16 protein-coding genes are annotated in these 25,614 nt (G+C 67.2%); 6 read left to right on the forward strand and 10 right to left on the reverse strand.

Translation table 11 applies throughout. The annotated features are described in order from the left end of the window. Positions 1-192: 192 nt before the first annotated feature. The 7 genes from IFT60_RS15005 to IFT60_RS15035 all read right to left on the reverse strand — a co-directional run bounded on the left by IFT60_RS15005 (position 193) and on the right by IFT60_RS15035 (position 5,733). The gene (locus IFT60_RS15005; protein ID WP_197986341.1) at positions 193-534 is read right to left on the reverse strand and encodes a hypothetical protein; all 342 of its coding nucleotides are present in this window, start codon (positions 532-534) and stop codon (positions 193-195) included. Positions 535-632: 98 nt separating this feature from the next. Continuing rightward, positions 633-1,430: a DUF3025 domain-containing protein gene (locus IFT60_RS15010; protein WP_229510883.1), complete on the reverse strand. Its 798-nt coding sequence runs from the start codon at positions 1,428-1,430 to the stop codon at positions 633-635. A gap of 48 nt (positions 1,431-1,478) precedes the next feature. Further along, a complete protein-coding gene (pyrC, locus tag IFT60_RS15015) occupies positions 1,479-2,528 on the reverse strand; it encodes a dihydroorotase (protein ID WP_192052878.1) in 1,050 nt (349 codons plus the stop codon). Positions 2,529-2,559: 31 nt separating this feature from the next. Continuing rightward, positions 2,560-3,255, reverse strand: a complete 696-nt coding sequence (locus IFT60_RS15020; protein ID WP_192052880.1) for an amino acid ABC transporter permease — start codon at positions 3,253-3,255, stop codon at positions 2,560-2,562. Between the two features lies 1 nt (position 3,256). Beyond that, complete coding sequence (locus tag IFT60_RS15025) at positions 3,257-3,979, reverse strand: amino acid ABC transporter permease (protein ID WP_192052882.1); 723 nt, start codon at positions 3,977-3,979, stop codon at positions 3,257-3,259. Between the two features lie 18 nt (positions 3,980-3,997). Beyond that, positions 3,998-4,912 (reverse strand): transporter substrate-binding domain-containing protein, encoded by a 915-nt coding sequence (locus tag IFT60_RS15030; RefSeq protein WP_192052884.1) that lies wholly within the window; start codon positions 4,910-4,912, stop codon positions 3,998-4,000. A gap of 95 nt (positions 4,913-5,007) precedes the next feature. After that, positions 5,008-5,733 (reverse strand): amino acid ABC transporter ATP-binding protein, encoded by a 726-nt coding sequence (locus IFT60_RS15035; protein ID WP_192052886.1) that lies wholly within the window; start codon positions 5,731-5,733, stop codon positions 5,008-5,010. 126 nt (positions 5,734-5,859) lie between these two features. Here IFT60_RS15035 and IFT60_RS15040 point away from each other — a divergent pair, with 126 nt between their 5' ends. From IFT60_RS15040 to IFT60_RS15050, 3 genes are all read left to right on the forward strand, one after another. Further along, positions 5,860-7,128 carry a dicarboxylate/amino acid:cation symporter gene (locus tag IFT60_RS15040; protein ID WP_192052888.1) on the forward strand — a complete coding sequence of 423 codons (1,269 nt, stop codon included), beginning with the start codon at positions 5,860-5,862 and terminating at the stop codon, positions 7,126-7,128. Between the two features lie 74 nt (positions 7,129-7,202). Continuing rightward, complete coding sequence (locus IFT60_RS15045; protein ID WP_192052891.1) at positions 7,203-8,486, forward strand: metal-dependent hydrolase family protein; 1,284 nt, start codon at positions 7,203-7,205, stop codon at positions 8,484-8,486. Between the two features lie 25 nt (positions 8,487-8,511). Beyond that, positions 8,512-9,603 (forward strand): type II asparaginase, encoded by a 1,092-nt coding sequence (locus IFT60_RS15050; RefSeq protein ID WP_192052893.1) that lies wholly within the window; start codon positions 8,512-8,514, stop codon positions 9,601-9,603. Positions 9,604-9,806: 203 nt separating this feature from the next. On the opposite strand, the gene IFT60_RS15055 is transcribed toward IFT60_RS15050, so the two are convergent. Then, positions 9,807-11,654: an ABCB family ABC transporter ATP-binding protein/permease gene (locus IFT60_RS15055; protein ID WP_192052895.1), complete on the reverse strand. Its 1,848-nt coding sequence runs from the start codon at positions 11,652-11,654 to the stop codon at positions 9,807-9,809. A gap of 62 nt (positions 11,655-11,716) precedes the next feature. Between IFT60_RS15055 and IFT60_RS15060 the strand changes: the two genes are divergently transcribed. The 3 genes from IFT60_RS15060 to IFT60_RS15070 all read left to right on the forward strand — a co-directional run bounded on the left by IFT60_RS15060 (position 11,717) and on the right by IFT60_RS15070 (position 17,674). Beyond that, on the forward strand, positions 11,717-12,169 hold the full coding sequence (locus IFT60_RS15060; protein WP_192052897.1) for an acyl-CoA thioesterase: 453 nt from the start codon (positions 11,717-11,719) through the stop codon (positions 12,167-12,169). Further along, positions 12,166-13,737, forward strand: coding sequence for an alkaline phosphatase D family protein (locus tag IFT60_RS15065; protein ID WP_192052899.1), 1,572 nt, complete (start codon positions 12,166-12,168; stop codon positions 13,735-13,737). Before IFT60_RS15060 ends, IFT60_RS15065 begins: the two co-directional genes overlap by 4 nt. Before the next feature lie 130 nt (positions 13,738-13,867). Continuing rightward, positions 13,868-17,674, forward strand: a complete 3,807-nt coding sequence (locus IFT60_RS15070) for an ATP-binding protein (RefSeq protein WP_192052901.1) — start codon at positions 13,868-13,870, stop codon at positions 17,672-17,674. A 7-nt stretch (positions 17,675-17,681) separates the two neighbouring features. On the opposite strand, the gene pbpC is transcribed toward IFT60_RS15070, so the two are convergent. Both pbpC and IFT60_RS15080 read right to left on the reverse strand, forming a co-directional pair. After that, complete coding sequence (pbpC, locus tag IFT60_RS15075) at positions 17,682-19,778, reverse strand: penicillin-binding protein 1C (RefSeq protein WP_229510884.1); 2,097 nt, start codon at positions 19,776-19,778, stop codon at positions 17,682-17,684. 8 nt (positions 19,779-19,786) lie between these two features. Next, the gene (locus IFT60_RS15080; RefSeq protein WP_192052905.1) at positions 19,787-25,507 is read right to left on the reverse strand and encodes an alpha-2-macroglobulin family protein; all 5,721 of its coding nucleotides are present in this window, start codon (positions 25,505-25,507) and stop codon (positions 19,787-19,789) included. Positions 25,508-25,614: the final 107 nt, after the last annotated feature.

Here is a 25,614-nt window from a genome sequence, read left to right on the forward strand (position 1 = left end):
GCGCCCTGTGCCCACGCGTTCAGCCAGTGTTCGATTATTGATGCACTACGAGATGCAAACGTCCGTTGAACGCGTGGGCCTAGGCGGCCCCGCGGTAACCCGCCCACCTTACGGGTCTACAATAGGGGCTAACACGAGGCGGCGTTCCGCGTGGGCACGGGGCGCCCACCTACATTTGAATTACCGCGGGCATCATTCGACGCGCGTCAGCTCCACCCCATCCACCGTCATCTTCCACTTGCCGCCCTCGCGGTGCGGCGGTTTGCTGACGACGAAGGTCGACCGTACCAGGAACACGCCGACATCGAAATTGTCGCCATTAAAACCCTGCAAATCGAGGCTGAGGTCCATCTGCTTGTTGGGCTGGTCGCGCTTGTATTTAACTTTACCGTCCTTGGCCAGCTGGATGCGCATGTCCTTGCCCTGCCAGTCGCCGACATAGGCCATTTTCTCGGGCGGGACGGGAACCGGCGCCGCCTGGGCGGAAGAAGACAGCAAAGCGGCGGCGAGAATGGCGGTGCGAAGAATATGCATGGAAAGCTCTGGCTAGACGTTGGATTCGGAACAGCCTGCCGAGTATTGGCGCGACACGCTGTGTTGTCAACATGCATACGCCAGATGGCCTTGCGTGCTTACCGTTTCGGGCGGAAGACGCCGGTGTCCAGGTAAAAGTCCAGGTCCTGCCCCGGCCACCAGCCCGGCACGCCGAGAACCGGCAGCGGCGTGAAGCTCGCGGTCGTCAAGCCCTCGTCGCGCAGTGTCCGGGCCACGGTGGCGTCGATCCAGGCGCGTCGGGCGACGGGATCGAGCGCGAAGTAGTCGCCCTCGGCGAACACGATGCGGGTGTGGGCGGTGATCGCCTTGCGCGGTGCGACCAGCTTTTCCATCAGCGCGTGGCCGAACAGCCACAACTCGGCATCGCGGCCGAACATGGCGCGCTTTTCGAACAAGGCAGCGTCCCAGCAATGGGCGCGCAGCTCGTCGACCAGGGCGCGCCCATTGCTCGACGCGCGCACCACCAGCAGCGCCGCGTTCTCGTCGAAAATGGTGGCGGCGTCGCGCGCCGGGCCGCGTGCTTTGGTGGTGCCGCCGGCCGCCGCGATTTGCGCCGCCTGCAATGCGTTCAGTTCGCGTTTAATCAGCGGGAAGGTCTGCCACACCAGGCCATTGAAGAAGTCGTGCAGGTTGTCGCGCGTTGGCACCTTGCCGGTGGCGCTGATGAATTCTTCGTAGGCCATACCCTCGGGCAGCGCTTCCTGCGGGACGAAGGTGATCGGCAAATCGCGGTGGTTGCGCAGCGCTAGTAGCGCGGCGTGGCGGTTAAAGGCGCCGGCGAACTCCTCGCCCTCCAGGCCGAGGGCGCGGTAGGCCGGGCGTACGGCGTCGTACCACGGGCGCGACCAGTCGATGCGCGCCAGCTCTGCGGCCAACTCCGTCGCCGAACCCGACGCCAATTCCGACGCCAATGCAGCCGCCACTTAGACAATCTTCCAGTCGATGCGCTCGCCCGCGTTCAGCGGCACCAGTTCGTTGTCGCCCATCGGCACCGTGGCCGGCAGCGTCCACGATTCGCGCGTCAGCGTGATCGTGCCTTCGTTGCGCGGCATGCCATAGAAGGCGGGTCCATTAAAACTGGCAAAGGCTTCGAGCTTATCCAGCGCGCCGGCGTCGGCAAAGGCTTGCGTGTACAGCTCCATCGCGTGCAGCGCCGTGTAGCAGCCGGCGCAGCCGCAGCTCGACTCCTTGGCGCCAATTGCATGCGGGGCCGAGTCGGTGCCGAGGAAGAAGCGCTCGTCGCCGCTGGTGGCTGCCGTCACCAGCGCCAGGCGGTGCTCTTCGCGTTTTAAAACCGGCAGGCAGTAATAGTGAGGGCGAATCCCGCCTTTAAAGATCTCGTTGCGGTTGTACAGCAGGTGGTGCGCGGTGATCGTCGCGGCGATCGGGCCTTCGGCTTCGGCCACGTACTGGGCCGCATCCTTGGTGGTGATGTGTTCGAAGACGATGGCCAGGGCCGGCAGGTCGCGGCGCAGCGGGCGCATCACGCGCTCGATGAACACGGCTTCGCGGTCGAACAGGTCGATGTCGTGGTCGGTGACTTCGCCATGCACCAGCAGCGGCATGCCGACTTCCTGCATCACTTCCAGCACCTTGTAGCAATTGCGCAGGTCGGTCACGCCGGCATCAGAATTGGTGGTGGCGCCGGCCGGATACAGTTTGACTGCATGGATGAAACCGCTGTCCATCGCGCGCCGGATCTCGTCCGGATCGGTGTTGTTGGTCAGGTAGAGCGTCATCAGCGGCTCGAAACTCATCCCAGCTGGCAGCGCGGCCAGGATGCGCTCGCGGTAGGCCGCAGCGGCGGCGGTCGTCGTGACCGGCGGCTTCAGGTTCGGCATCACGATCGCGCGCGCGAACTGGCGCGCGGTATGCGGCAGCACACTGGCCAGCGCCGCGCCGTCGCGCAGGTGCAGGTGCCAGTCGTCTGGACGGGTGATGGTGATGGAATTCGGGATCTCGATGGTGGACATGGCGGCTCTCGGATTGCGGGACGGCGTCATTTTACCCCTTGCATGCGGACCGAGGCGCTTGCAGGCGCTCGACCAGCCGCGACAGGGCATAACACAGTACGAAATACACCACCGCCACGAACAGGTACATCTCCACCAGCCGTCCGTCGCGCTGCGCGACCTTGCTGGCGGCGCCGACAAAATCCGGGATCGACAGCACGTACACCAGCGACACGTCCTGGAACAGCACGATGGTCTGGGTCAGCAGCAGCGGGAGCATGTTGCGCAACGCCTGCGGCAGCACCACGTGGCGCATGGTCTGGCGGTACTCCATGCCCAGCGCCTGCGCCGCCCATGCCTGTGCGCGCGGCACCGAAGCAATGCCGCTGCGCATGATCTCGCAATAGTAGGCCGACTCGAACAGCGTAAACGTGACCAGCGCCGACCAGAACGCCCCCACCCGCACCGGCTCGGCGGCGCCGATCGCCCACGCCGCCATGTAGGGCACCAGGAAGTAAAACCAGAAGATCACCAGCACCAGCGGCACCGAGCGCACCAGGTTCACGTAGGCGCCGGCCGCGAGCGCCAGCGGCCGGATGCGCGAGGTGCGCATCAGCGCCAGCACCGTGCCCAGCACCACGCCGCCCAGCATGGCCAGCGCCGTCAGTTGCAGCGTGAAGACCATCCCGACCCGCAGCAGGTAGGGCCAGGAGCGCGCGATGACGTCGACGTCGAAGTCGGCGAACATGTCAGGCGGTCCCAGGCAGTGCAGCGCGGCGCTCCAGTGCGCGCATCAGCGCCAACGCCAGCAGGTTGACGGCCACATAGATGAGGGTCGCGGCGCTGAAGGCTTCGAACACCTGGAACGAGAATTCCTGCATCGCGCGCGCACTGGCCGTCAGCTCCACCAGCCCGATGGTCAGGGCAACCGAGCTGTTCTTGATGATGTTCAGGAATTCGCTGGTCAGCCGCGGCAGGATGATGCGCAAGCCGAGCGGCAACAGGACCAGCCGGTACACCTGCCCCAGGCGCAGCCCCAGCGCGACGGCAGCCAGCCTTTGCCCGCCGGACAGGGCTTCGATGCCGGCCGCCACCTGCACCGCCACGCGCGCCGACGTGAAACAGCCCAGGCAGACGACGGCGGTGACGAAGGGTGCATCGGGCAAGGCCTTGAGCCAGTCGCCCACCGGCGTCGGCAGCAGTTCGGGCAGCACGAAAAACCACAGGAACATCTGCACCAGCAGGGGAATGTTGCGAAACAGTTCCACCCAGGCCTTGCCGAGTGCGCGCAGCGCGCGCTGCGGCAAGGTGCGGGCAACGCCCACCGCAATGCCGAGGACGAGCGCCATGACCCAGGCCGACAGCGCGGTGGCGATCGTCCAGCCGAGGCCGGCGAGCAGCGTCTCGAGGTAGGTATGCGTACCGTCGGGCGACATCTGCCAGCAGATGTGCCAGTTCCAGTGGGAGTTCATCGGGCACCGATGAATGTCCTATCGGAGTGCGTACGCCGCCGGGTCGGCGGAATCGGTGGGCTTGGCGATCACGGCCTTCAGCGCCGGCGACATGGGGAAATTGAGGTTGATGTCCCGTGGCGGAATCGGGCGCGTGAACCACCTGGCATAGGTGGCCGCCATCTGGCCGGACCCATAGAACTTGTGCAACGCGCTGTCGACCGCGGCCTTGAACTGCGGGTCGCCGCGCCGCATCATGATCGCGTAGGGCTCCACCGACAGCGCCTCGGCCGAGAGCTGGTAGTCGCCCGGCGCGCGCGCAGCGGCTACCTGCGCGGCGAGCAGGACATCGTCGTTGGCAAAGGCCTGGGCGCGCCCGGTGTCGAGCATGAGGAAGGATTCGGGATGGTCCTTGCCGACCACGATCTTCATGCCCAGCCGGCGCTGCGCGTTCAGGACCGTCATCAGCTTCTGGCCGGTGGTGCCGGCGGTGACGACCAGCGTCTTGCCCTTCATGTCGGCCAGGCTGCGGATGCCGGAGGATTTCTTCGACAGCAGGCGATTGGCGACGACGAACATGGTCGGCGCAAAGGCGGCCTGCTGCTGGCGCTCGCGGTTGTTGGTGGTCGAACCGCATTCGAGGTCGATGGTGCCGTTGGCGATGAGCGGGATGCGGTTGGCCGAGGTGACCGGGTTCATCTTGACCTTCAGCCCGGGTAGCGCCAGCTGCGCGCGCAGCGCATCGACCACCTTCAGGCACAGGTCGACCGAGTAGCCGATGTAGCGCTGCTGGTCGTCGAGATAGGAAAAAGGCACGGAACCGTCGCGCACGCCAAGGGTGATGGTGCCGGTTCGCTTCAGCTTGGCGAGGGTGCCGGTCGCTTCCTGGGCGTCGGCATGGGGAAAAGCGGCCCCCAGCAGCGCCAGCAGTGCAGTGACAGCGATTCGTTCCATGATGTCCTCCGGTCCAGTACGGCAAGAGCGGTCAGGGCGTCCAAGGCAGTCGGCTCGATCATATCACTGGAACCGAACGACCTACGAAAAACGACTCAATGAATAATTTTGGCCAGGAATTCGCGCGCCCGTTCCGAACTCGGCGCGCTGAAGAACTGCGCGGTCGGGCTGTCTTCGACGATGCGGCCGTGGTCCATGAAAACGATGCGGTCGGCGACCTTGCGCGCAAAGCCCATTTCGTGGGTCACGACCATCATCGTCATGCCGTCCTGGGCGAGCTTGACCATCACCTCCAGCACTTCGCCGATCATTTCCGGGTCGAGGGCGGAGGTCGGTTCGTCGAACAGCATCGCCACCGGGTCCATCGCCAGCGCGCGCGCGATCGCCACGCGCTGCTGCTGGCCGCCCGAAAGCTGGGCCGGGAACTTGTCCTGGTGCGCCAGCAGGCCGACCCGGTCGAGGTAGCGCAGGCCGCGCTCGATCGCTTCATTTTTCCCGCGCCCGAGCACTTTTACCTGCGCCAGCGTCAGGTTCTCCCTGACAGACAGGTGCGGGAACAATTCGAAGTTCTGGAACACCATGCCGATCTTGGCGCGCAGCTTGGGCAGATCGGTCCTGCGGTCGGTGACGGTAATTCCGTCGACGCGGATCACGCCCGCCTGCACCGGTTCCAGGCCGTTCACCGTCTTGATCAGGGTCGACTTGCCGGAACCCGAGGGGCCGCAGACCACCACCACGTCGCCCCGGGCCACCTGCGTGCTGCACTCGGCCAGCACCTGGAAGTCGCCGTACCATTTACTGACCTTGTCAATTTCGATCATTTTTTATCACCCCTGCCACATTTCCGAGCGTGCTTGACAGCACTAACAGCCCCTAGGATACTGCGGAACTTGCCAAGATAATCAGATCGAAATCCATTCGCGCAAGCCGACCACAGGAAGCAGTCAATGAACAATCGCAATCGCCTTACCACCTATATCCTGATCGGCCTCGCGCTGGGGATCGTTGTCGGCTACTTCGTCAATGCGAACGCCGAGAATCCTACCGGCTTCGCCGACACGATGGCGCTGGTGACGACGCTGTTCCTGCGCCTGATTAAAATGATCATCGCGCCGCTGGTCTTCTCGACCCTGGTGGTCGGCATCGCCAAGATGGGCGACGCCAAGGAAGTCGGCCGCATCGGCATCAAGGCGCTGGGCTGGTTCGTGATCGCCTCGGTCATCTCGCTGTCGCTGGGCCTGGTGCTGGTGAACCTGTTCCGTCCGGGCGACGCCATGGCCCTGGCCGGCAACCTGCCGCCGGTCGGCACGGCGTCGGGCATCGTCACCACCGGTCTCACCATGAAGGAATTCATCACCCACCTGGTGCCCGCTTCGATCGTCGACGGCATGGCCAAGAACGAGATCCTGCAAATTGTCGTGTTCTCGCTGTTCTTCGGCACCGCCGCCGCCGCGGTCGGCGCGCGCGCCACGCCGATGATCGATGCCATCGACGGCGTCGCCCACGTCATGCTCAAAGTGACCGCCTACGTCATGAACTTCGCGCCGATCGCCGTGTTCGCGGCGGTGGCCGGCATCATCGCCAAGAGCGGCCTCGGCGTGCTGTCGACCTACGGCATCTTCATGGCCGAGTTCTACCTCGGCATCATCCTGCTGTGGGTAATCCTGATCCTGATCGGCATGGCCTTCCTCGGCCCGCGCGTGCTGCGCCTGATCGGCCTGCTGAAGGAACCGACCCTGATCGCCTTCTCGTGCGCGTCGTCGGAAGCGGCATTCCCGAAAACCCTGGAAGGCCTGGAGAAATTCGGCGTCAAGAACCGCCTCGCCGCCTTTGTCCTGCCGATCGGGTATTCGTTCAACCTCGACGGCTCGATGATGTACTGCACCTTCGCCGCCGTCTTCATCGCCCAGGCCTACGGCATCGAACTGCCGCTGACGACCCAGATCATGATGATGCTGGTGCTGATGCTGACCTCGAAGGGCATGGCCGGCGTGCCGCGCGCTTCTCTGGTCGTGATCGCCGCCACGCTGGCCCAGTTCAACATCCCGGAAGCGGGCCTGCTGCTCCTGCTCGGCATCGACCACTTCCTCGACATGGCGCGTTCGGCCACCAACGTGATCGGCAACGGCATCGCCACCGCCGTCGTCGCCAAGTGGGAAGGCGACCTGGAAGAGCCGGTGCCGCACAAGGACGTGGCGACGTCGCCACTGCGCTAAGCGTTACGCATCGCACACGAGGCCTTCCAGCGATGGGAGGCCTTTTTTTTCATAATAAGCATGGAGACGACCCGATGAAACAGCTGGCCGCGGCAGCGATGCTGCTCGTATTGAACGGCGCCCATGGCGCCACGCAGACCGTCGATTGCGGGCGCCTGCTCGACGTGAAAAGCGGCAGCTGGCGCGAGCGCGTCAGCATCGTGATCGAAGACGGCACCATCCAATCGATCGGGCCGATGGCGCCCGGCGCCGGCCACGTCGACCTGTCGAACCAGTCCTGCCTGCCCGGCCTGATCGACATGCACGTACACCTCACGAGCCAGACCCAGCCTGCGATCGACGCCTACCGCGACAGATTGACTGCCGACCCGGCCGACATGGCCTACCGCTCCGTGAAATATGCCGAGCGCACGCTGCTGGCTGGTTTTACCACCGTGCGCGACCTCGGCGCGGAACAGGCGCTGAACGTGTCGCTGAAGCGCGCGATCGCCGCCGGCAGCATTCCTGGTCCGCGCATGTTCACGGCCGGGAAATCGATTGCCACCACCGGCGGCCATGCCGATCCGACCAACAACCTGTCGCACTTCCTGGGCGAGGCGATCGGCACGCCGGGACCGAGCGAAGGCGTGATCGACAGTCCCGAGGGCGGGCGCCAGGCCGTGCGTGCGCGCTACAAGGAAGGTGCGGACCTGATCAAGATCACCGCCACCGGCGGCGTGCTGAGCCAGGCGGCGAATGGCCAGAACTCGCAGTACACCGAGGATGAATTGCGCGCCATCGTCAGCACCGCGAAAGATTACGGTTTTCGCGTGGCCGCGCACGCGCACGGCGCCGAAGGCATGAAGCGCGCGCTGCGCGCCGGCGTCGACTCGATCGAGCACGGCACCCTGATGGACGAGGAGACCGTGGCGCTGTTCAAGAAGACCGGCCACTGGTACGTACCAACCATTTCGGCCGGCCGCTACGTCGCCGACAAGGCGAAAGATCCGAACTACTACTCGGCACTGGTGCGCCCGAAGGCTGCCGCGATCGGCCCGCAACTGCAGGCGACCTTTGCGCGCGCCCACAAGGCAGGGGTAAAAATCGCCTTCGGCACCGACGCCGGCGTGTTCCCGCACGGAGAGAATGCGAAAGAGTTCGGCTACATGGTCGAAGCGGGCATGAGTCCGATCGAGGCGATTCGCGCCGCGACCATCAACGCCGCCCTGCTGCTCGACCAGCCACAGCGCCTGGGCATGGTGGCGCCGGGCTTCGCGGCCGACATCGTCGCCGTCGACGGCGACCCGCTGCGCGACGTCAAACTGCTCGAACGCGTGACCTTCGTGATGAAAGACGGCGTCGTCTACAAGAAGCCGTAACCGATTTTAGTTAAAGGAGATGTATATGCTGTTCCAGAAAACCGCCCGCTCGGCCACCGCGCTGTTCGGGTTCCTGATGTGCCTTGCCTTCGCCGCACAGGCACAGACCCAGGCCGCCGCCGTCAAACTGCCGAACGTGACCATCCTCGCCACCGGCGGCACCATCGCCGGCACCGGCGCCACCAGCACCACCACCGTCGGCTACACGGCCGCCACCGTCGGCGTGCAGGCGCTGATCCAGGCCGTACCCGAGATGACGAAGATCGCCAACGTCAGCGGCGAGCAGGTGTTCCAGATCGCCAGCGAAAACATGGGCAACGAGCACTGGCTGGCACTGGCCAAGCGCGTCAACACCCTGCTGGCGCAGCCGACCATGGACGGCATCGTCATTACCCATGGCACCGACACGCTGGAAGAAACCGCCTACTTCCTGAACCTGGTCGTGAAAAGTAAAAAGCCGGTCGTGGTGGTCGGCTCGATGCGCCCTTCCACTGCGCTGTCGGCCGACGGCCCGATCAACCTGTACAACGCGGTGATGCTGGCCGGCTCGCAAGAGGCGGTCGGCCGCGGCGTGCTGGTCGCGATGAACGACCAGATCAACGGCGCACGCGACGTCAGCAAGACCAACACCACCACCACCGACACCTTCAAGGCGTCGGAGCTGGGCATGCTCGGTTACATCCAGGGCGGCAAGCCGTATTTCTATCGCACGGCGACGCGCAAGCACACGGTCGAGACGGAATTCGACGTGACGGGCTTGTCGGTCTTGCCGCAGGTGGAGATCGCCTATGCGCATGCGAACGTCGGTCCGGTCGCCGTCGAGGCGCTGGTGGCGGCGGGCGCCAAGGGCTTGATCCACGCGGGCGTCGGTAACGGTTCGCTGCCGGCCAAGGTGCGTCCTGCCTTATCAAGCGCGCGCAAGAAGGGCGTCATCATCGTGCGTTCGGCGCGCGTCGGCCAGGGCATCGTGGCGAGGAATGGCGAGGCGAACGACGATGAGCTCGACTTCGTGGCGGGCGATAACCTGTCGCCGCAAAAGGCGCGCATTTTGTTGATGCTGGCGTTGACCAAGACGACCAATACGCGCGATATTCAGAAGATGTTTAGTACGTACTAAGGCGGTGTGCACCGGTACGTGGGGCTGTTGCCTGCCTTGGTATCGGTGTTTTAGATCCGCGTGGGCGGAACCCACCCTACGGTCACCGCCAACAGCGAGATCATACGAAACCCGGATCGATAACGTTTCCCGTAGGGTGGGCTCCGCCCACGCGGATCAAACGAACCGATAGCGCCCCACGCAACAGCGCCACCTTCCTCCGCTCACTCCCCCTGCAACTCCAACGGCGGACTCGCCAACTCTTCATCCGGCCGCGCCTGCTGGCGCTCCCACATCTGCGCATACAGCCCCTGCGTCGCGAGCAGGCTGCCGTGCGTGCCGCGCTCGACGATCCGGCCGTGATCGAGCACGATGATCTGCTGCGCATCGGCGATCGTCGACAGGCGGTGCGCGATCACCAGCGTGGTGCGGTTCTTCGCGATCTCCTTCAGCTGCGCCTGGATCGCCTGCTCCGACTTCGAATCGAGCGCCGACGTCGCCTCGTCGAAAATCAGGATCGCGGGGTTCTTCAGCAAGGTGCGTGCGATCGCCACCCGCTGCTTCTCGCCGCCCGACAGCTTCAGGCCACGCTCGCCCACCATGGTCGCGTACCCGTCGGGCAGGCTCTCGATAAAATCGTGGATCGAGGCGGCGCGTGCGGCGGCGACGATGTCGTCGTGGCTGGCGCCCGGCCGGCCATAAGCGATGTTGTATTCGATGGTGTCGTTGAACAGCACCGTATCCTGCGGCACGATGCCGATCGCGGCGCGCAGCGAGGCTTGGGTGACGGTGCGGATGTCCTGGCCGTCGATGCTGATCGATCCCTTGTTCACGTCATAAAAACGGAACAGCAGGCGCGACAGCGTCGACTTGCCGGAGCCGCTGTGGCCGACCACGGCGGTGGTGGTGCCGGCCGGGATGGCGAAGTCGACGTCGAACAGGATCTGGCGCTTGGCTTCGTAGCTGAACTCGACGTGCGAGAACGCCACGCTGGCGCCGCGCGTGGCCAGCGGCTGCGCGCCCGTCGAATCGGCCACTTCGCGGTTCTGGTCGAGCAGGCCGAACAACCGCTCCATGTCGGCCAGCGCCTGCTTGATCTCGCGGTAGATCACGCCCAGGAAGTTCAGCGGGATGTATAGCTGGATCATGAACGAGTTCACCAGCACCAGGTCGCCCAGGGTCATGGTGCCGGCAATGACGCCTTCGGTGGCGCGCCACAGGATCAGGGTAACGGCGGTGGCGATGATCAGCGACTGGCCCGTATTCAGCACCGATAACGAAGTCTGCGAGCGCACCGCGGCATTCTCGTAGCTTTGCAGCCCCTGGTCGTAGCGCTTCGCTTCGTAATCCTCGTTGCCGAAGTATTTCACGGTCTCGTAGTTGATCAGCGAGTCGATCGCCTTTGTATTCGCCTTCGAGTCGAGGTCGTTCATGGTGCGGCGGAAGTGGGTACGCCATTCGGTCACGACCACGGTGAACGTGATGTAGGTAACGAGCGCCACGGCGGTGATGATGCTGAACCACTTGTCGTAGTTGAACACCAGGTAACCCAGCACCAGCGTGATCTCGACCAGGGTCGGCAGCACGTTGAACAGCGAGTACGAGATCAGCGAATTCACGCCGCGCGTGCCGCGTTCGATATCGCGCGTCATGCCGCCGGTCTGGCGGTTCAGGTGAAAGCGCAGCGACAGCGCGTGCAGATGGCGGAACACGCGCAGGGCGATGGTGCGCACCGCGCGCTGCGTGACGCGCGCGAACAGGAATTCGCGCAGCTCGGTAAACACCGTGGTCGACAGGCGCAGCAAGCCGTAGGCGACCAGCGCGCCGAGCGGCAGCACCAGCAGCGCCTGCGGGTGGGCGGGGTCGATCGCCAGCTGGTCGATCAGCTGTTTCAGCACCAGCGGCACGCCGACGTTGGCCATCTTGGCGCCGATCAGCGCACCGAGCGCGGCGATCACGCGCCATTTGTAGACCCACAGATAGGGAAACAGGGTTTTCAGGGTGGCCCAGTCCGTACGCTGCCGCTGGATACCGTCGGGCGGAGGAGGAGGACTGGTGGAAGAGCGTCGCATGGCAGGGATCCGGGATCTATGGTTCAATTCGGGACGATTGTAGCTTTTCACGAGAATTCAAGATGACCACGCCAGAAAACCCCGCCCCCGCCCACAGCGACACCAGCACCAACCGTCTGCCGGAAGGGAAAATGCCGCAGCTGCGCGTGATGCCGGGTCCGCCCGATGCGAACGTGTATGGCGACGTCTTCGGTGGCTGGATCATGGCGCAGGTCGACATCGCCGGTTCGCTGCCGGCCACGCGCCGCGCCAATGGCCGCGTCGCCACCATCGCGGTGAATTCCTTCCTGTTCAAGAACCCGGTGTTCGTCGGCGACCTGCTGTCGTTTTACGCCGATATCGTCAAGGTAGGCAATACCTCGATCACCGTGTACGTCGAGGTGTATGCCGAGCGCAACCGCCTGCAGTCGAACATCGTCAAAGTCACCGAGGCGACGCTGACCTATGTCGCCACCGGCCCCGACCGCAAGCCGCGCCAGCTGCCGCCGATCGAATCGCTGATCTCGCATCAGTGAAAGAAACGCGCCGCAGCTTCCTGCTCGACGCGGCGCGCCTGGCGGCCGCGGCGACAAGCGGCGCCGCTTTCAGTACCGCCGCCGCAGGCAATACGTATCCCTTCTCGCTCGGCGTTGCTTCCGGCTCGCCGCTGCCGCATGCGGTCATCCTCTGGACCCGTATCCTGCCCGATCCGCTGAACGCGGCGTCAAGTCCGGCGATCGCGCTGACGGTGCGCTGGGAAGTGGCCGAAGACGAGGCGTTCCGCAAGGTGGTGGCGCAGGGCAGCGCGGTGGCGGCGCCCGAGCTGGCGCATAGCGTGCACGTCGATGCGACGGGTTTACGGCCGGCGCACTGGTACTGGTACCGCTTCATGCTGGGCAACGCCGTCAGCCCGGTCGGCCGTACCCGCACCGCGCCAGCGGCCGACGCGCTGCCCGGGTCATTGAAAATCGCGGTCGCTTCTTGCCAGCACTGGGAGTTCGGCCACTACGCCGCGCATCGCCACATCGCCGCCGCCGCGCCCGACCTGGTCGCCTTCCTGGGCGATTACATCTACGAGTGGGGACCGTATCAACTGCGCCATCCGGCGCGGGCGATCCGCAGCGACGAATCGTTCACGCTGGCGCAGTACCGCGCGCGCTATGCGCAATACAAAAGCGACCCTGACCTGCAAAGCGCGCACCGCGCCGCGCCCTGGATCGTCACCTGGGACGACCACGAAGTCGCCAACGACTACGCCGGCGACATCGACGAGCGGCTGTCGGCCGACTTCGCCGCGCGGCGCGCGGCAGCGTATCAAGCGTTTTATGAACACATGCCGCTGCGCCTGGCCCCGCCGCGCCCCGGCCGCTTCGGCGCCATGCGCATGTTCCAGCGCCATGACTGGGGCCGGCTGGCACGCTTCCATGTGCTCGACAACCGCCAGTACCGCTCACCGCTGCCCTGCCCGAAACCAGGCCGCGGCGGCTCGAACGTGGTGCTGGCGCGCGCCTGCGCCGAACTGCGCGACCCGCGGCGCACGATGCTCGGTGGCGAACAGGAAGCCTGGCTGGCGCAGGGGCTGTCGTCCTCGCGCGCGCACTGGAACATCCTGGCCCAGCAGACACCGCTGGCGCAATCGAGCGGGGTGCCGGTGCGCGCGCCCGACGATGGCCGCTTCTGGACCGATGGCTGGGATGGCTATCCGGTGGCGCGCCGGCGTTTGCTCGATACGCTGGTGCGTAGCGGTGCGAACAATCCGCTGGTGCTGGCGGGCGACGTGCACACCTTTTATGCGAGCGAATTAAGGCGCGATTTCAATCGGCCAGTGTCGCGCGCGAATCCGGTTGTCGCCGCGGAACTGTGCGGTACGTCCGTCACCTCGAGTTCGCGGCCGCAGGCGCGCACCCAGGAAAACGTCGAGCGCAATCCGCACATGCTGTACGGACGCAGCGACCGCCGCGGCTACATGCTGGTAGAGCTGACGCCGCAATCCGCGCAGGCGCGCTTCATGGCGCTCGACGACGTGCGCGATGCGCGCAGCGGACAGTCGCAGGCGGCCGCCTTTGCCGTCGCGGACGGGTCGCCGCGGATCCGGCGCGCCTGAGCTGCGGCACGCGGCGCCATTTGTTGCGTGACAACACCAGCGCGCTGCGGAGATTTCGATAAATAATGCTGAGTTAGCATAAAATACGCAGCTGATTTCGGTATTTCTCCACAATTCAAGCTCCCTTGCCATGTCCCCACTTCCTCCTTCACCAGCTGTAAACGACGACCTCGGCTGGCTTGCCGGCGGCGGAGAAATGGGCGCGCTGATCCGGGCGATGGACTGGTCGACAACGCCGCTCGGTCCGCTGCAGGACTGGCCGCAGAGCCTGCGCACCTCGGTCAGCCTGTGCCTGTCGTCGACCTTCCCGATCCTGGTCGCCTGGGGGCCCGACGACATCCAGATCTACAACGACGCCTACCGCCCGATCTGCGGCGACCTGCATCCGCAGGCGATGGGTGCGCCGTTCAAGGAAATCTGGGCCAGCGCGCTGCCAGTGGTGGGCGACGCCTTCGACCGCGCCCATCAAGGAGAAGGCGCCTACATCAAGGACCAGCGCATGTTCCTCGACCGCCTCGGCTATCTCGAGGAAGCCTTCATGACCTTCTCGTTTTCGCCGATCCGCGACGAGTCGGGCGAAGTCGGCGGCATCTTCCACCCGATCACCGAGTCGACGGCGACGGTGCTGAATGCGCGCCGCACGCACGGCCTGCGCGACCTGAGCGTCGACATCGCCGACGCCCGCACCCTCGACGAGATCGGACGCGGCATCGCGGCCGAGCACGCCAATATGGCGCTGGACCTGCCCTTCCTACTGGTGTACCGGATCGACGGCGACGGCACGCTGCAACTGTGCAGCAGCGCCGGCCTCGACGCCCACCCGGCGCTGGCGCCGGCGAGCCTCGACCTGGACGACGCCTGCTGGCCTTTTGCCCGCAGCGCGCAATCCGGCGCGGTGCAGCGCATCGATGGGCTGGCGCCGCGCTTCGGCGCCACGCCTTGCGGCAGCTACGCGGCGGCGCCCGATACGGCGCTGGTGCTGCCGATCGCCCTGCCCGGCCAGGCAGACCTGTTCGGCTTCGCCGTGGCCGGCGTGAGCGCCGCGCGCGCACTCGATGCCGACTACCTCGGTTACTACGACCTGCTGGGTGCAGCCTTGAACACCGCCGTCGGCAACGTCGTCGCCTATGAAAAGGAACAGCGCCGCGCGGAGGAGCTGGCGCAGATCGACCGCGCCAAGACCGCCTTCTTTTCCAACGTCTCGCACGAGTTCCGCACGCCGCTGACGCTGATCCTGGGGCCGCTCGACGACGCCCTGGCCGACCCGAGCGAGCCACTCGGCCCGGTGCAGCGCAAGCGCGTCGACCTCACCCACCGCAATGCGCTGCGCTTGCTAAAACTGGTAAATTCGCTGCTCGATTTTTCGCGCATCGAAGCGGGCCGGGTGCAGGCGACCTATGTCGCGACCGACCTGGCGCGCCTCACCGCCGATCTTGCCAGCGTGTTCGAATCGGCCATGGCCAAGGGCGGCCTGCGCTACGAGGTCGATTTACAGGATCCGGGCGAGCCGGTCTGGGTCGACCGCGACATGTGGGAAAAGATCGTTTTTAATCTGCTGTCGAACGCCTTCAAATTCACGCTCGCGGGCAGCGTTGCCATTACCCTGCGCCGGCACGCGGACATGGTGCGCCTGTCGGTGATCGATACCGGCAGCGGCATCCCGCACGCCGAACTGCCACGTGTGTTCGAGCGCTTCCACCGCATCGAAGGCACGCCGGGCCGTACTTATGAAGGCACCGGCATCGGCCTGGCACTGATCCAGGAGCTGGTGCGCCTGCATGGCGGCACCATCGCCGTGCACAGCGTCGAGGGACAAGGCACCCGCTTCGACGTCGACCTGCCCTTCGGCCATGCGCACCTGCCCGAAGAACGGCTCGTCGACGCCGCCGCCGAACCTGTGCTGGCGCAGCGCATGGGCGCCGCCTTCGTCGAGGAAGCGCTGCGCTGGCTGCCCGACGAAGAAGCGTCTGCGAGCGCGCGTACTGCCCCCGCCGGCACCCTGCTGCTGCCGGCCGCGCCGCTGCCGCGCATCCTGATCGCCGACGACAACAACGACATGCGCGCCTATTTGAAGGCGCTGCTCGATCCGCATGCCGAGGTGACCGTCTGCGCCGATGGCGAAGCGGCGTTCGAGTTGCTGCTGCGCGATCCGCCCGACCTGCTGCTGAGCGACGTGATGATGCCGAAGCTCGACGGCTTCGGTCTGATTGCGCGCATCCGTGCGCACGATACCCTGCGCGACCTGCCGGTGATGTTGCTGTCGGCGCGCGCCGGCGAGGAAGCCAAGGTCGAAGGCTTGCAGGCCGGCGCCGACGACTATCTCGTCAAACCCTTCGCCGCCGCCGAATTGCTGGCGCGCGTGCAGCGCCAGGTGCAGCTGGGCCGCGAACGGCGCCAGCAGCTGCAGGCCTCGGCCATGCGCGAGTCCTACTTCCATACGCTGGTGGACGTGGCGCCGGTGATGCTGTGGACAACCGACGAGAACAACCTGTGCACTTACCTGAGCCGGCGCTGGTACGAATACACCGGGCGCAGCTGGGAGCAGGACCAGGGCCTGGGCTGGCTCGAGAACGTGCATCCGGACGACTTGCCGCGCACCCGCGACACCTTCCTGGCCGCCGCCGCGGAAGCAGCGCCGTTCCACATCGATTACCGCCTGCGCCGCCATGACGGCGCCTACCGCTGGTTCATCGATGCCGGCACGCCGCGCTTCGGCGACGACGGGCTGTTGCGCGGCTATGTCGGCACCGTGACCGACGTGCATGCGCGCACCGAAGCCGAGGAGGAACTGCAGAAGAAGAACCGCATGCAAAGCGAGTTCCTGTACACCCTTGCGCACGAGTTGCGCAACCCGCTGGCGCCGATCCGCACCGGCCTCGAGCTGATGCGCGTGAATCCGTCGGCGGCGCAGTCGGGCAAGGTGCAGGGCATGATCAAGCGCCAGGTCGACCACATGGTGCACCTGGTCGACGACCTGCTCGACATGGCGCGCCTGTCCGAGGGCAAGGTCGAGCTGCGCCGCAGCCAGGTGGCGCTGGCCGACGTGGTCAAGGACGCGGTCGAGATGAGCATGCCGCTGGTGACCGCCGGCGCGCACCGACTCGCGCTCGCGCTGCCGGACCAGCCGGTGCTGCTGCACGTCGACCGCCACCGCATCGCGCAAGTGCTCAACAACCTGGTCAACAACGCCGCGAAGTACACGCCGGCCGGCGGCCAGATCACGGTGCGCGCGCAGCTGCTGGGCGGCGAGGCCGTGCTGAGCGTGGCGGATAACGGCATCGGCATCGCTCCCGAGATGCTGCCGCTGATCTTCGACATGTATGCGCAGGCGCAGGAAGGCGCCGCCATGGCCCAGGGCGGCCTGGGCGTCGGCCTGAACCTGGTCAAGCGCCTGGTCGAACTGCATGGCGGGCGCGTGAGCGCGCAGAGCGCGGGCCTGAAACAAGGCAGCTGCTTTACCGTCGTGCTGCCGTGCGGATCGCTGGCGGGGGAGGATACGCCGGACACCGCACCGGTCGCGGCAGCAGCGGCCAGCGCGCCGGCGATGGCAGGCTTGCACATCCTCGTGGTCGACGACAACGTCGACGCCGCGCACATGCTGGGCGCCCTGCTGGAGATGAACGGCCACGCGGTGGAGATCGCGCACGACGGCGGCGCGGCGCTGGCTGCGGCTGCGCGGCTGCGCCCGGATGTCGTCTTCCTCGACATCGGCCTGCCCGACCAGAGCGGCCACGACGTCGCGCAAGCCTTGCGCCGGATCGACGGCATGGCGCAGGCGACCCTGGTCGCCCTCACCGGCTGGGGCGCGCTGGAAGACCGCGCACGCTCGTCCGCCGCCGGCTTCGACGCGCATCTGACGAAACCGGCCAACCTGGAGCACGTGCACGCCGTGCTGCAGGAAGTGGCCGAGCGGCGTGGGGCGGCAGCGCTCAACTAGGTCCTGGCTAGCCGTCCTCGCCATCGGGCCGGCGATTGCCGCGCACCTCGAAGCGGCTGACGGCGACCACCTTGCCGTCGTCCTCGACCAGTTCGAGCCGGTGTTCGCCCGGCAGCGGACGCCAGGCGAGCGCCGCGTCGGCCGCGCCGGCATCGGCGCCGTCGATGCGCCAGCGCAGGCCATTCCCGGCCTGTGCGCGCAACACGATGCGCTCCAGCTGCGCGGGGATGTCCGGATCGAGCGCGATGATGCTGCCGTCAAGCGGATACACGATGCGCGGCGCGCGCCGCGCGGCCGGCACCGCCTCCACGACGGCGCTCTCGGTCCCGGCCAGGAACCATTCCGGCCGCGGCGGCTCATGCGCCGGAATAAAACGCACCTCGCGCCGCAGAAGCGCGCGCGGCGCCGCACCCTGCCGGCCCGGGCGGTCGCGGTGCAGGTAATCCATCACGTCGCGCCAGACCGGGGCCGCGCCGGAGACGCCGGACACGTCCCACATCGGCTGGCCGTCGAAATTGCCGACCCAGACGCCGACCGTGTAGCGGTCCGAATAGCCCAGGCACCAGTTGTCGCGCATGTCCTTGCTGGTGCCGGTTTTTACCGCGCTCCAGTAGGCGGTGGCCAGTTCGCTGCGCAGGCCAAAGGTCGGGCTGCGCGCGCCGCGGTCGGCCAGGATGTCGCCGACGATGAAGCTGGCGCCGGCGTCGAGCACGCGCCGCCCAGCCGGCGGCGCACGCGGGCGCAAGGTGACCGGTCCCTGCAGGCCGCCGTTCGCCAGCGTCCGATACGCGTTGGCCAGTTCCAGCAGCGACACGTCGGCCGAGCCGAGCGCCAGCGAGGGGCCGTAGAATTGCGCGTCTTCGGTAAGCGAATCCAGGCCAAGTCCCTGCAGGCGCTCGTAAAAGCGCTCCAGCCCCGTCAGCAGCAGCGTGCGCACTGCCGGGATGTTGAGCGAACTGGCCAGGCTGGTGCGCACGCTGGCATAGCCCTTGAACTGGCGGTCGTAATTCTGCGGCACGTACATGCCGGCGCCGGCGGCGATATCGACCGGACTGTCGTCGAGCAGCGAGGCCGCCGTCAACAGGCGTCCCTCCAGCGCCAGCTCGTACAGGAAGGGTTTCAGGGTCGAACCGGCCTGGCGCAGCGCCAGCACGCCGTCGACTTCGCTGTTGCCAGCATTGCCGACATAGGCCAGCACTTCCCCGCTGGCGTTGTCGATCACGACCACTGCGCCGTCGCCGGCGTTGCGTTCGGCCAATGCGCGCAGGTGGCGGCGCAGGGAGTCCAGTGCGAAGCGCTGCAGGCCGGCGTCGAGCGTGCTGGGGCCGGACAGTCCGGCCTCGCCCAGCAGCCTGCGCGCGGCCTGGCGCGCCAGCGGCTGCTGCGGCTGCGCCAGCGGCCGGCCCAGGGCCACCTCGGTTTGCCATTCGATGCTGGCGCAGCCGGCCTGCGATTTCAGTTCCAGCGCCAGCGCACAGGCACGCCGCGCCACCGCCCGCGGCGCGGCGCCGGGTCCGCGCAGGAGTGCGGCCAGGATGGTTGACTCGGCCTGGTCCAGTCCCGAGGGCAGCTTGCCGAACAGGGCATTGGATGCCGCGCGTACGCCCTGCAGCTCGCCGCGAAAGCTGGCCAAGTTCAGGTAAGCCTCGAGGATTTGCCGCTTGCTCCAGCCGGCCTCGATCTCGCGCGCGGCGAGTGCCTGGTTCCACTTCTGAGTCCACGAGCGTCCGCCGGCGCCGGCGCGCAGTTCGGCATCGAGCAGGCCCGCCAGCTGCATCGTGATGGTCGATGCGCCGCGCGCGCGTTCGCGGAACAGGTTGTCCCAGGCGGCCTGGCCGGCGGCGCGCAGGTCGACGCCACCATGCTGCATGAAACGCTGGTCTTCGGCCTGCAGCACCGCCGCGCCCAGCGCCGGCGATATCTCGGCCAGCGGCGTCCAGGCCAGGCGCCGCACCCGCATGTCGACGCGCACGGCGTCGATCGGCACGCCGTGGCGGTCGAGCAGTTGGGCATCGGATGTCCGGTAGGCGGCCTGCACCTGCGCAGGGGTCGGCACGGCGGCTGCGGCGGCCGCGCTGGCCAAAACGAACAACGCCAATAACATCCTCTGCATCAGCGCCCCACCACCACCGCCGCATTCGGCGCTTCGCTGAACATCTCGGGGCTGTACATCGCCTCGACCCGCGTCGGCGGCAAGTTGAAATTGCCTTCGTTATTCAGGCGCACCGTGTATTCGATGCTCCACTTCCCTTTCGGGACCCAGGAATAATAGGCGCGGAAGGCGCCGCTGCTCCGCTCCTCGAAGTCCGGCTGCACCCAGCCGCGCCGCGTCTCACTTCGCGTTGCGATCTGCGCGTCGCGCCCGAGGCCGGTGCCGAGGATGCTGGCGCTGGCCGGAATCGGATCGTCGACCACGACCCAGCTCATGTCGGCCTGCGCCTCGAGGTCGAGCTTGACGCGGTAGACGTCGCCGCGCGCCCAGCTGCCCGCCCTGGCCTGCTCGACCGGGGTGACGCTGCGCGCGATGCGGTAACCCGAGGACAGCGGCGCCTTCAATGGCACCGCCGCCAGGCTCTGCACGGTGGCCCAGGGCTTGCCGCCACCCTCGTGACGCAGCGTCAGCTGGGCGCGGCCCTCGGGCCAGGCCTGCAGCACGCTGTTTGGTACCGTACCGGTCCAACTGGCGGGTTTGCCGGCGCCTGACAGCACGGCGCTGCTGGTGCCGGTGACCGGCTGCGCCTCGAACTTCGCCGAGAATTTTTCCAGCGCCAGCGTACCCCAGGCATTCGCCAGCGTCGTGCTCCAGTGACCCTTCTGCTGGCGCCCCAGCGTGCCGCGCGCGAGGCGGCCCATGTCGCCCTGCCAGGCCGGGTTGTCGAGCATGGCCAGCAGCAGGCGGTTGGCGTTGACGTCGGGCGAAGCCATCAGCCACCACCAGTCGTCGCTGCGCTCGGTCGAAAAGCCCATCGTCGTGCCTTGCAGGTTCAGGCGCGCGCGCAGGATCTGCTGCGCCTGGGCCAGCAGGCTGTCGCGCCGCTCCAGCGCGGGCGAACGCTGCAGCACCAGGTACCAGTCGATGATGGCCGAGGTCGGCCACAGGGTCGGCTCGACCGTGAACGATTGCAGCCATGCCTGGCGTACCGGCTCGATGCGCGACAGCGCCTCCAATGCGGCCAGCTTGCGCACCGCCAGCTCGCCCGTGCGCAGGCCGCTGCCGCGCACGATCTTCCCTTCGACAAAGGCAATCAGGCCGGCCTGCATGCGTTCGCGCGCTTCCGGCGCGATCGCGAAGCCGGCTTCCGTCGTCACCGACAGGATGTAGGCCGTGAGGCTGTCTCTGCCCTCCAACATCGATGCAAAATATTTCACCAGGCCGTCGCCGTCGAGATGGGCCGGCAGGGTCGCCGCGACCTGGGTCCACTCCTTCTCGTCGCGCAGCGCCACCGCGCGCGAGGTGCGCTGCTCGAAACAGGAATAGGGATAGGCGGCCATGTAGTCGCGTACGCCGGCGAGGCTGCCGCCCAGGCGTGGGCTGAACGTGGTGCGCACGCCGCCGTAGCCGGGCAGCGCGTCAAGCGGCCGCTCGACCTGCATGGACTTCGGCCCGTCGAGCTGCAGCAGCGTCGCCTGCAGCGTACGCACCGGCACCGCGGCGCCGACCTTTTGCACGATGCGGATGCTGTCGCTAGCTGCCCCGCCCTTCGCATCGACCTGCCAGCGCAGCGCTTGCGCCTGCGGCACTGTTATGTCCCAGAACAGCTCGCGCGATGCGCCGGCATCGAGCGTGACCGTCTGCGCCGCCAGGGACCGCGGCGCGCCCGCATCGGCCGTCATCTGCGCCGCCAGTTGCACCTGCTGCGCGCGCTCGGAGGCATTACGCACAGTAAAACCGGCGCGCAAGCGGTCGCCGGCGCGCACCAGCTGCGGCAATCCGGACATCAGCATCAGGTCTTGCGTGCTGCGCACCTCGACCGAGCCGGTGCCGAACAAGCCGGCGCCGGCGCTGGCCACCGCCACGATGCGGAAACCCGTCAGCGAATCGTTCAGCGGCACGGTCACCTGCGCTTCTCCCTGCGCATCGAGTTTGACCTTGCCCTGCCACAGCAGCAGGGTGTCGAACAGTTCGCGGCTGGCGCTCTGCCCGCCGCCGCCGCCATGCGCGACCGCCTTGCGGCCGAAGTGGCGTTTACCGACGACCTGCATCTGCGCGGTCGACGTTTCCACCTGCAGGCCGCGCTCGCTCATCATGGTGTCGAGCAGCTTCCAGCTGTCGTTCGGTTCCAGTTCCAGCAGGCCGACGTCGACGGCGGCCAGTGCGATCTCGGCGCCAGGAGACAGCGGCTTGCCGTCGGCCCGCGTGACTTTTACACGCACCGCGGCGCGCTCGCGCACTTTATAGACCGGCTTGTCGCTGGCGACCTGCACGTGCAATTCGTGCGCCGCCCAGCCGATCCGCACCGGCGCGATGCCGAGTTTATAGGCGGGCTTGCCGAGGTCGACCAGCGCGGTCGGCTGCACACCGGCCACGCGCCCGCGCACCACCAGCGCCGAGACGAACACGTTCGGCGCATAGCTCGCCTTGATCGGCAGGGAGATGGTCGGGTCCTGGGCCGAGATGCGCCGTAGATACGTGTCGAGGATGCCTTCGCGCTCGACCGTCACCAGCACCGTGGCGGCGCGGAAGGGCATGCGCAGCTGGAAGCTGGCGCGCTCGCCTGGCTCGAATCGCGGTTTTACGGGCAACAGGTCGATGCGGTCGTTGTCGGATGCCTCGAACCACTGCGCGCCGCGCCCGGCCACCCAGACATCGCTGCGCGCCATGCTGGGGCGGCCATCAAGGTCGACAGCGCGGGCGCGCAGAATCAGGTTGCCCTCGGCCGGCGCCTTCAGTTCGCACAGCAGCAGGCCGCGTGCATCGCTGGCGCCGGCGCAGGCGGCGCCGATGCGCTTGATCTCGCTGCTGTTTTCGTAGGCATAAAAGCCGCCGACCAGGCGCCGCCGGTGCGAATAGGTCACGCGCTGGAACACGTCGACCTCGACCTGGGTTCCCGCGACCGGTTTGCCCTTCACGTCGAGCACGGCGACCTGGAATTTCATGGTATCGCCGCTCAGCCAGCTGCCCTGCTTGATGCCGACGGCCAGGCGCGACGGCCACAGCGGCACGCGCATCGACGCCGTCAGCGTTTCGCCATTCGCGTCCTGGTAGGTCAGCTCGGCCAGCAGGGTGCGTGGCCGGTCCAGCTGCGGCAGGTCGGGCACGCTCATGCGCGCGCCGCCGGCGCGGTCGAGCGTCAGGCGCTGGGTGCGCGCGGCCTCGCCGCTCGCGTGCTGCCCTTCTTCTTCGCCGCCTTCATCATCGAAGCCCCCGTCGTCCTGCGCCCCCTCCTGCTCGACGCCTTCCTTGACGTCGCCGCCGGCAAAGGCAAACCCCTCGTAATCGTCGAAGCGCAGCGCGGCCGGTTCCGAGACCGTGCGCAATGTGACCGGCGCGCCGCCGGCCGGGCCGCCTGCCAGGTAGTTCACCTGGGCGTCGAGCACGATGCTGCGCGGCGCCACTACGGGTTCGGCCGGTCCCTTGAGCACCGCCTTCATGGTCGGCACGCGGAACTGTTCGACGCGGAAGCTGCCGGCCACCTGGCCGCCGATGACGACGTCGTACTGGCCCAGCTTCGATTCGGCCGGAATCGTCCACGCGCCATGCGCCTGGCCGCCCGCATCCCAGGTCACATCGAAGGCGACCTTGTCGCCGCTGCCCTGGTGTACCAGCACGCCTTTCGATGGACGCGGCATTTTGTCGGCGGCGGCATCCTCATCCAGCATCGAGGGCACATTGCGTGGCGCCCGGTCGCGCGCGTTCACCAGCGCCAGGCCGCTGCCGACGCGGCGGCGCAAAAAATGCTTCATGTGGACGGTCTCGCCGGCGCGCAGCAGCGTGCGGTCGAACACGGTGGCGACCAGGCGGCTGTCCTTGTCCAGCGATTCCGTGTTCAGGTTGAAGCGCCAGGGTTCGATCCCGCGCTGCCACTCGGACAGGGTGAACGTAACATCGTCGCCGCTGCGCGCGCTGACGAAGTAGCCGCCGCCGTGGCTGCATTCGCTGCGTGGCAGTGGCTGGGCGATGCGCGCCACGCCGTTGGCATCGGTGGCGCCGCTCCACAGCAGCTTGCCGGCGCAGCTGCGCACGCCGACCTGGGCGCGCGCCACCGGCCGCCCCTTGTCGAGCGAGGTAACCCACACCAGCGAGGACTCGGCGCCGTGCTTGAAATGCGCCGCCAGGTTCGTCACCAGCGCCGTCGTGTGCACATAGGCGGTGCGCCCCTTGTCGTTGATGGCGCGGCCCAGCTGCGGGCTGGCCAGTTCGACGACGTAGAAGCCCGGCTGGCGCAGCGGAATGCCGACGACCTCGAAGGCGCGCCGTCCGTTCGGCTTGGGCAGCGCGAAGCGTTCGATGGCGCCGCCGGCATTCGGCCCTAGCACCCGTTTCTGCAGCGCCGCGCCGGACTGCTCGGGCGGGGTCGACACCCTGCCGCCATAGCCGTTCAGCTTGCCGAGCCAGGCCATCACATCCTGCTCCTGCGTGAGGCGCAGGCTGGCGCCGCTGCTGCGCACGCTTGTGGCCAGCCTGGCCTCGACGTTGCGCACCGTGACCGGCAGCAGGCGGTCGCCGCGCGCTTCGATGATGCCGAACGGCGCCGAGAATTTGACCAGCGGCGGCTGGCGGTCGACGCGCAGCGCCAGCGCGCCCGCTTTGCGGATCGTGAGCAGACGGCCGGCGTCGTCCCTCAAACCGTCGGGCAGGCGCAGCTGCAAGGTCGCCAGCTCCGGGAAGGGTCCGGGGAAGGTCAATGCGCCGACGAAGCCGCCCTTGGCCTCGTCGGCGATGGTGGGCGCGAAGCGCTTGCCGCCCGCGCCCTCGAGGTGGATCTTGCGTGCTTCGGCCAGCGGCACCGGCGCGCTGAAGTCGAGCGACACCGGCAGGAAGGGCACGCAGCCGGCTTTCGCATTGACGCGCTCGCAGCGCAGGGTCAGGCTGAAGTCGGGACGCGTGCGGTAGGCCAGCGTCTGGTCGGCGTCGACCGCGACGCCATTCGGCGCGGCGATGCCCTCCCCCCAGACCAGAGTCAGGTCGACGTCGGCCGGCAGCGTACGGCGGCATTGCAGGGCGACGATCGGGAAGCCGTCATCGAGCTTGTTCTTGAGCGGCAGCGCGGCCTGCCAGGTGCGGCCGCGTGCACGCCAGTACACGGTCAGGTGGCGGTCGACGAAGTCGCGCCGCTGCGCCAGCACACGCTCGCGCTCCTCTCCTGCCAGCACGCGCACGCCGATCTTTTCGTTGACGCCGTCGGCGCGGCACCAGGCATGGCTTTCGATGTCTTTGCTGCGGGCCGGCGCATCGAGTGCGAGCAGGAAGATTTGCTGTTCGTTGACTTGCTGGCTGCCTTCGTGCGGCAGCGCGCGCACGATCGACGGGCCGCCGGTGTTGAAGGCGAAGGCGCGCTTGCCGCCGAGTGGCTGGCCGGCGAGGTCGCGCGCGTCGGGACGCAGTGTGAACGTGCAGGCGACGGCGCCGGGGACGTCGCGTTCGAAGTCGTAGCTCCAGGTCGTGCCGTCGATCCAGCGTCCGCTTCCCTTCTCGGTGCAGTCGGCGCTGAAAGGGTCGGCGGCGCGCGGGTCGCCAAAGGCGACCATCTGGTTCGAGAAGCGCGCCGTGACCTGGCGCACGCCTTTCACAGGGCCTTCGGGCGAGAACGCGGAGACGACCGTTTGCGCCGCGGCGGCGCAGGCGCACAGGGAAAGAGAGAGGAAGGTCAACACTCGGTACCAGGCGCGCATCTTGACTCCGCAAGAAGGGAAACTGCCAACCTACGGTGGCGCGCAAGAGGCGCGTCTGGCCCGGCTCAACAGTCAGTTGAGTGTTGCAAAAAGGTGTGGAAGAGTCA

The sequence above is a fragment of the Massilia sp. CFBP 13721 genome (assembly GCF_014842025.1).
Lineage (GTDB): Bacteria > Pseudomonadota > Gammaproteobacteria > Burkholderiales > Burkholderiaceae_D > Telluria.

Coding starts and splice junctions, on each gene's coding strand:
- IFT60_RS15035 (WP_192052886.1), bottom strand. CDS start 5,733: ATGATCGAAATTGACAAGGTCAGTAAATGGTACGGCGACTTCCAGGTG.
- pyrC (WP_192052878.1), bottom strand. CDS start 2,528: ATGTCCACCATCGAGATCCCGAATTCCATCACCATCACCCGTCCAGAC.
- IFT60_RS15070 (WP_192052901.1), top strand. CDS start 13,868: ATGTCCCCACTTCCTCCTTCACCAGCTGTAAACGACGACCTCGGCTGG.
- IFT60_RS15060 (WP_192052897.1), top strand. CDS start 11,717: ATGACCACGCCAGAAAACCCCGCCCCCGCCCACAGCGACACCAGCACC.
- IFT60_RS15005 (WP_197986341.1), bottom strand. CDS start 534: ATGCATATTCTTCGCACCGCCATTCTCGCCGCCGCTTTGCTGTCTTCT.
- IFT60_RS15025 (WP_192052882.1), bottom strand. CDS start 3,979: ATGAACTCCCACTGGAACTGGCACATCTGCTGGCAGATGTCGCCCGAC.
- IFT60_RS15030 (WP_192052884.1), bottom strand. CDS start 4,912: ATGGAACGAATCGCTGTCACTGCACTGCTGGCGCTGCTGGGGGCCGCT.
- pbpC (WP_229510884.1), bottom strand. CDS start 19,778: ATGTTATTGGCGTTGTTCGTTTTGGCCAGCGCGGCCGCCGCAGCCGCC.
- IFT60_RS15055 (WP_192052895.1), bottom strand. CDS start 11,654: ATGCGACGCTCTTCCACCAGTCCTCCTCCTCCGCCCGACGGTATCCAG.
- IFT60_RS15080 (WP_192052905.1), bottom strand. CDS start 25,507: ATGCGCGCCTGGTACCGAGTGTTGACCTTCCTCTCTCTTTCCCTGTGC.
- IFT60_RS15050 (WP_192052893.1), top strand. CDS start 8,512: ATGCTGTTCCAGAAAACCGCCCGCTCGGCCACCGCGCTGTTCGGGTTC.
- IFT60_RS15040 (WP_192052888.1), top strand. CDS start 5,860: ATGAACAATCGCAATCGCCTTACCACCTATATCCTGATCGGCCTCGCG.
- IFT60_RS15045 (WP_192052891.1), top strand. CDS start 7,203: ATGAAACAGCTGGCCGCGGCAGCGATGCTGCTCGTATTGAACGGCGCC.
- IFT60_RS15020 (WP_192052880.1), bottom strand. CDS start 3,255: ATGTTCGCCGACTTCGACGTCGACGTCATCGCGCGCTCCTGGCCCTAC.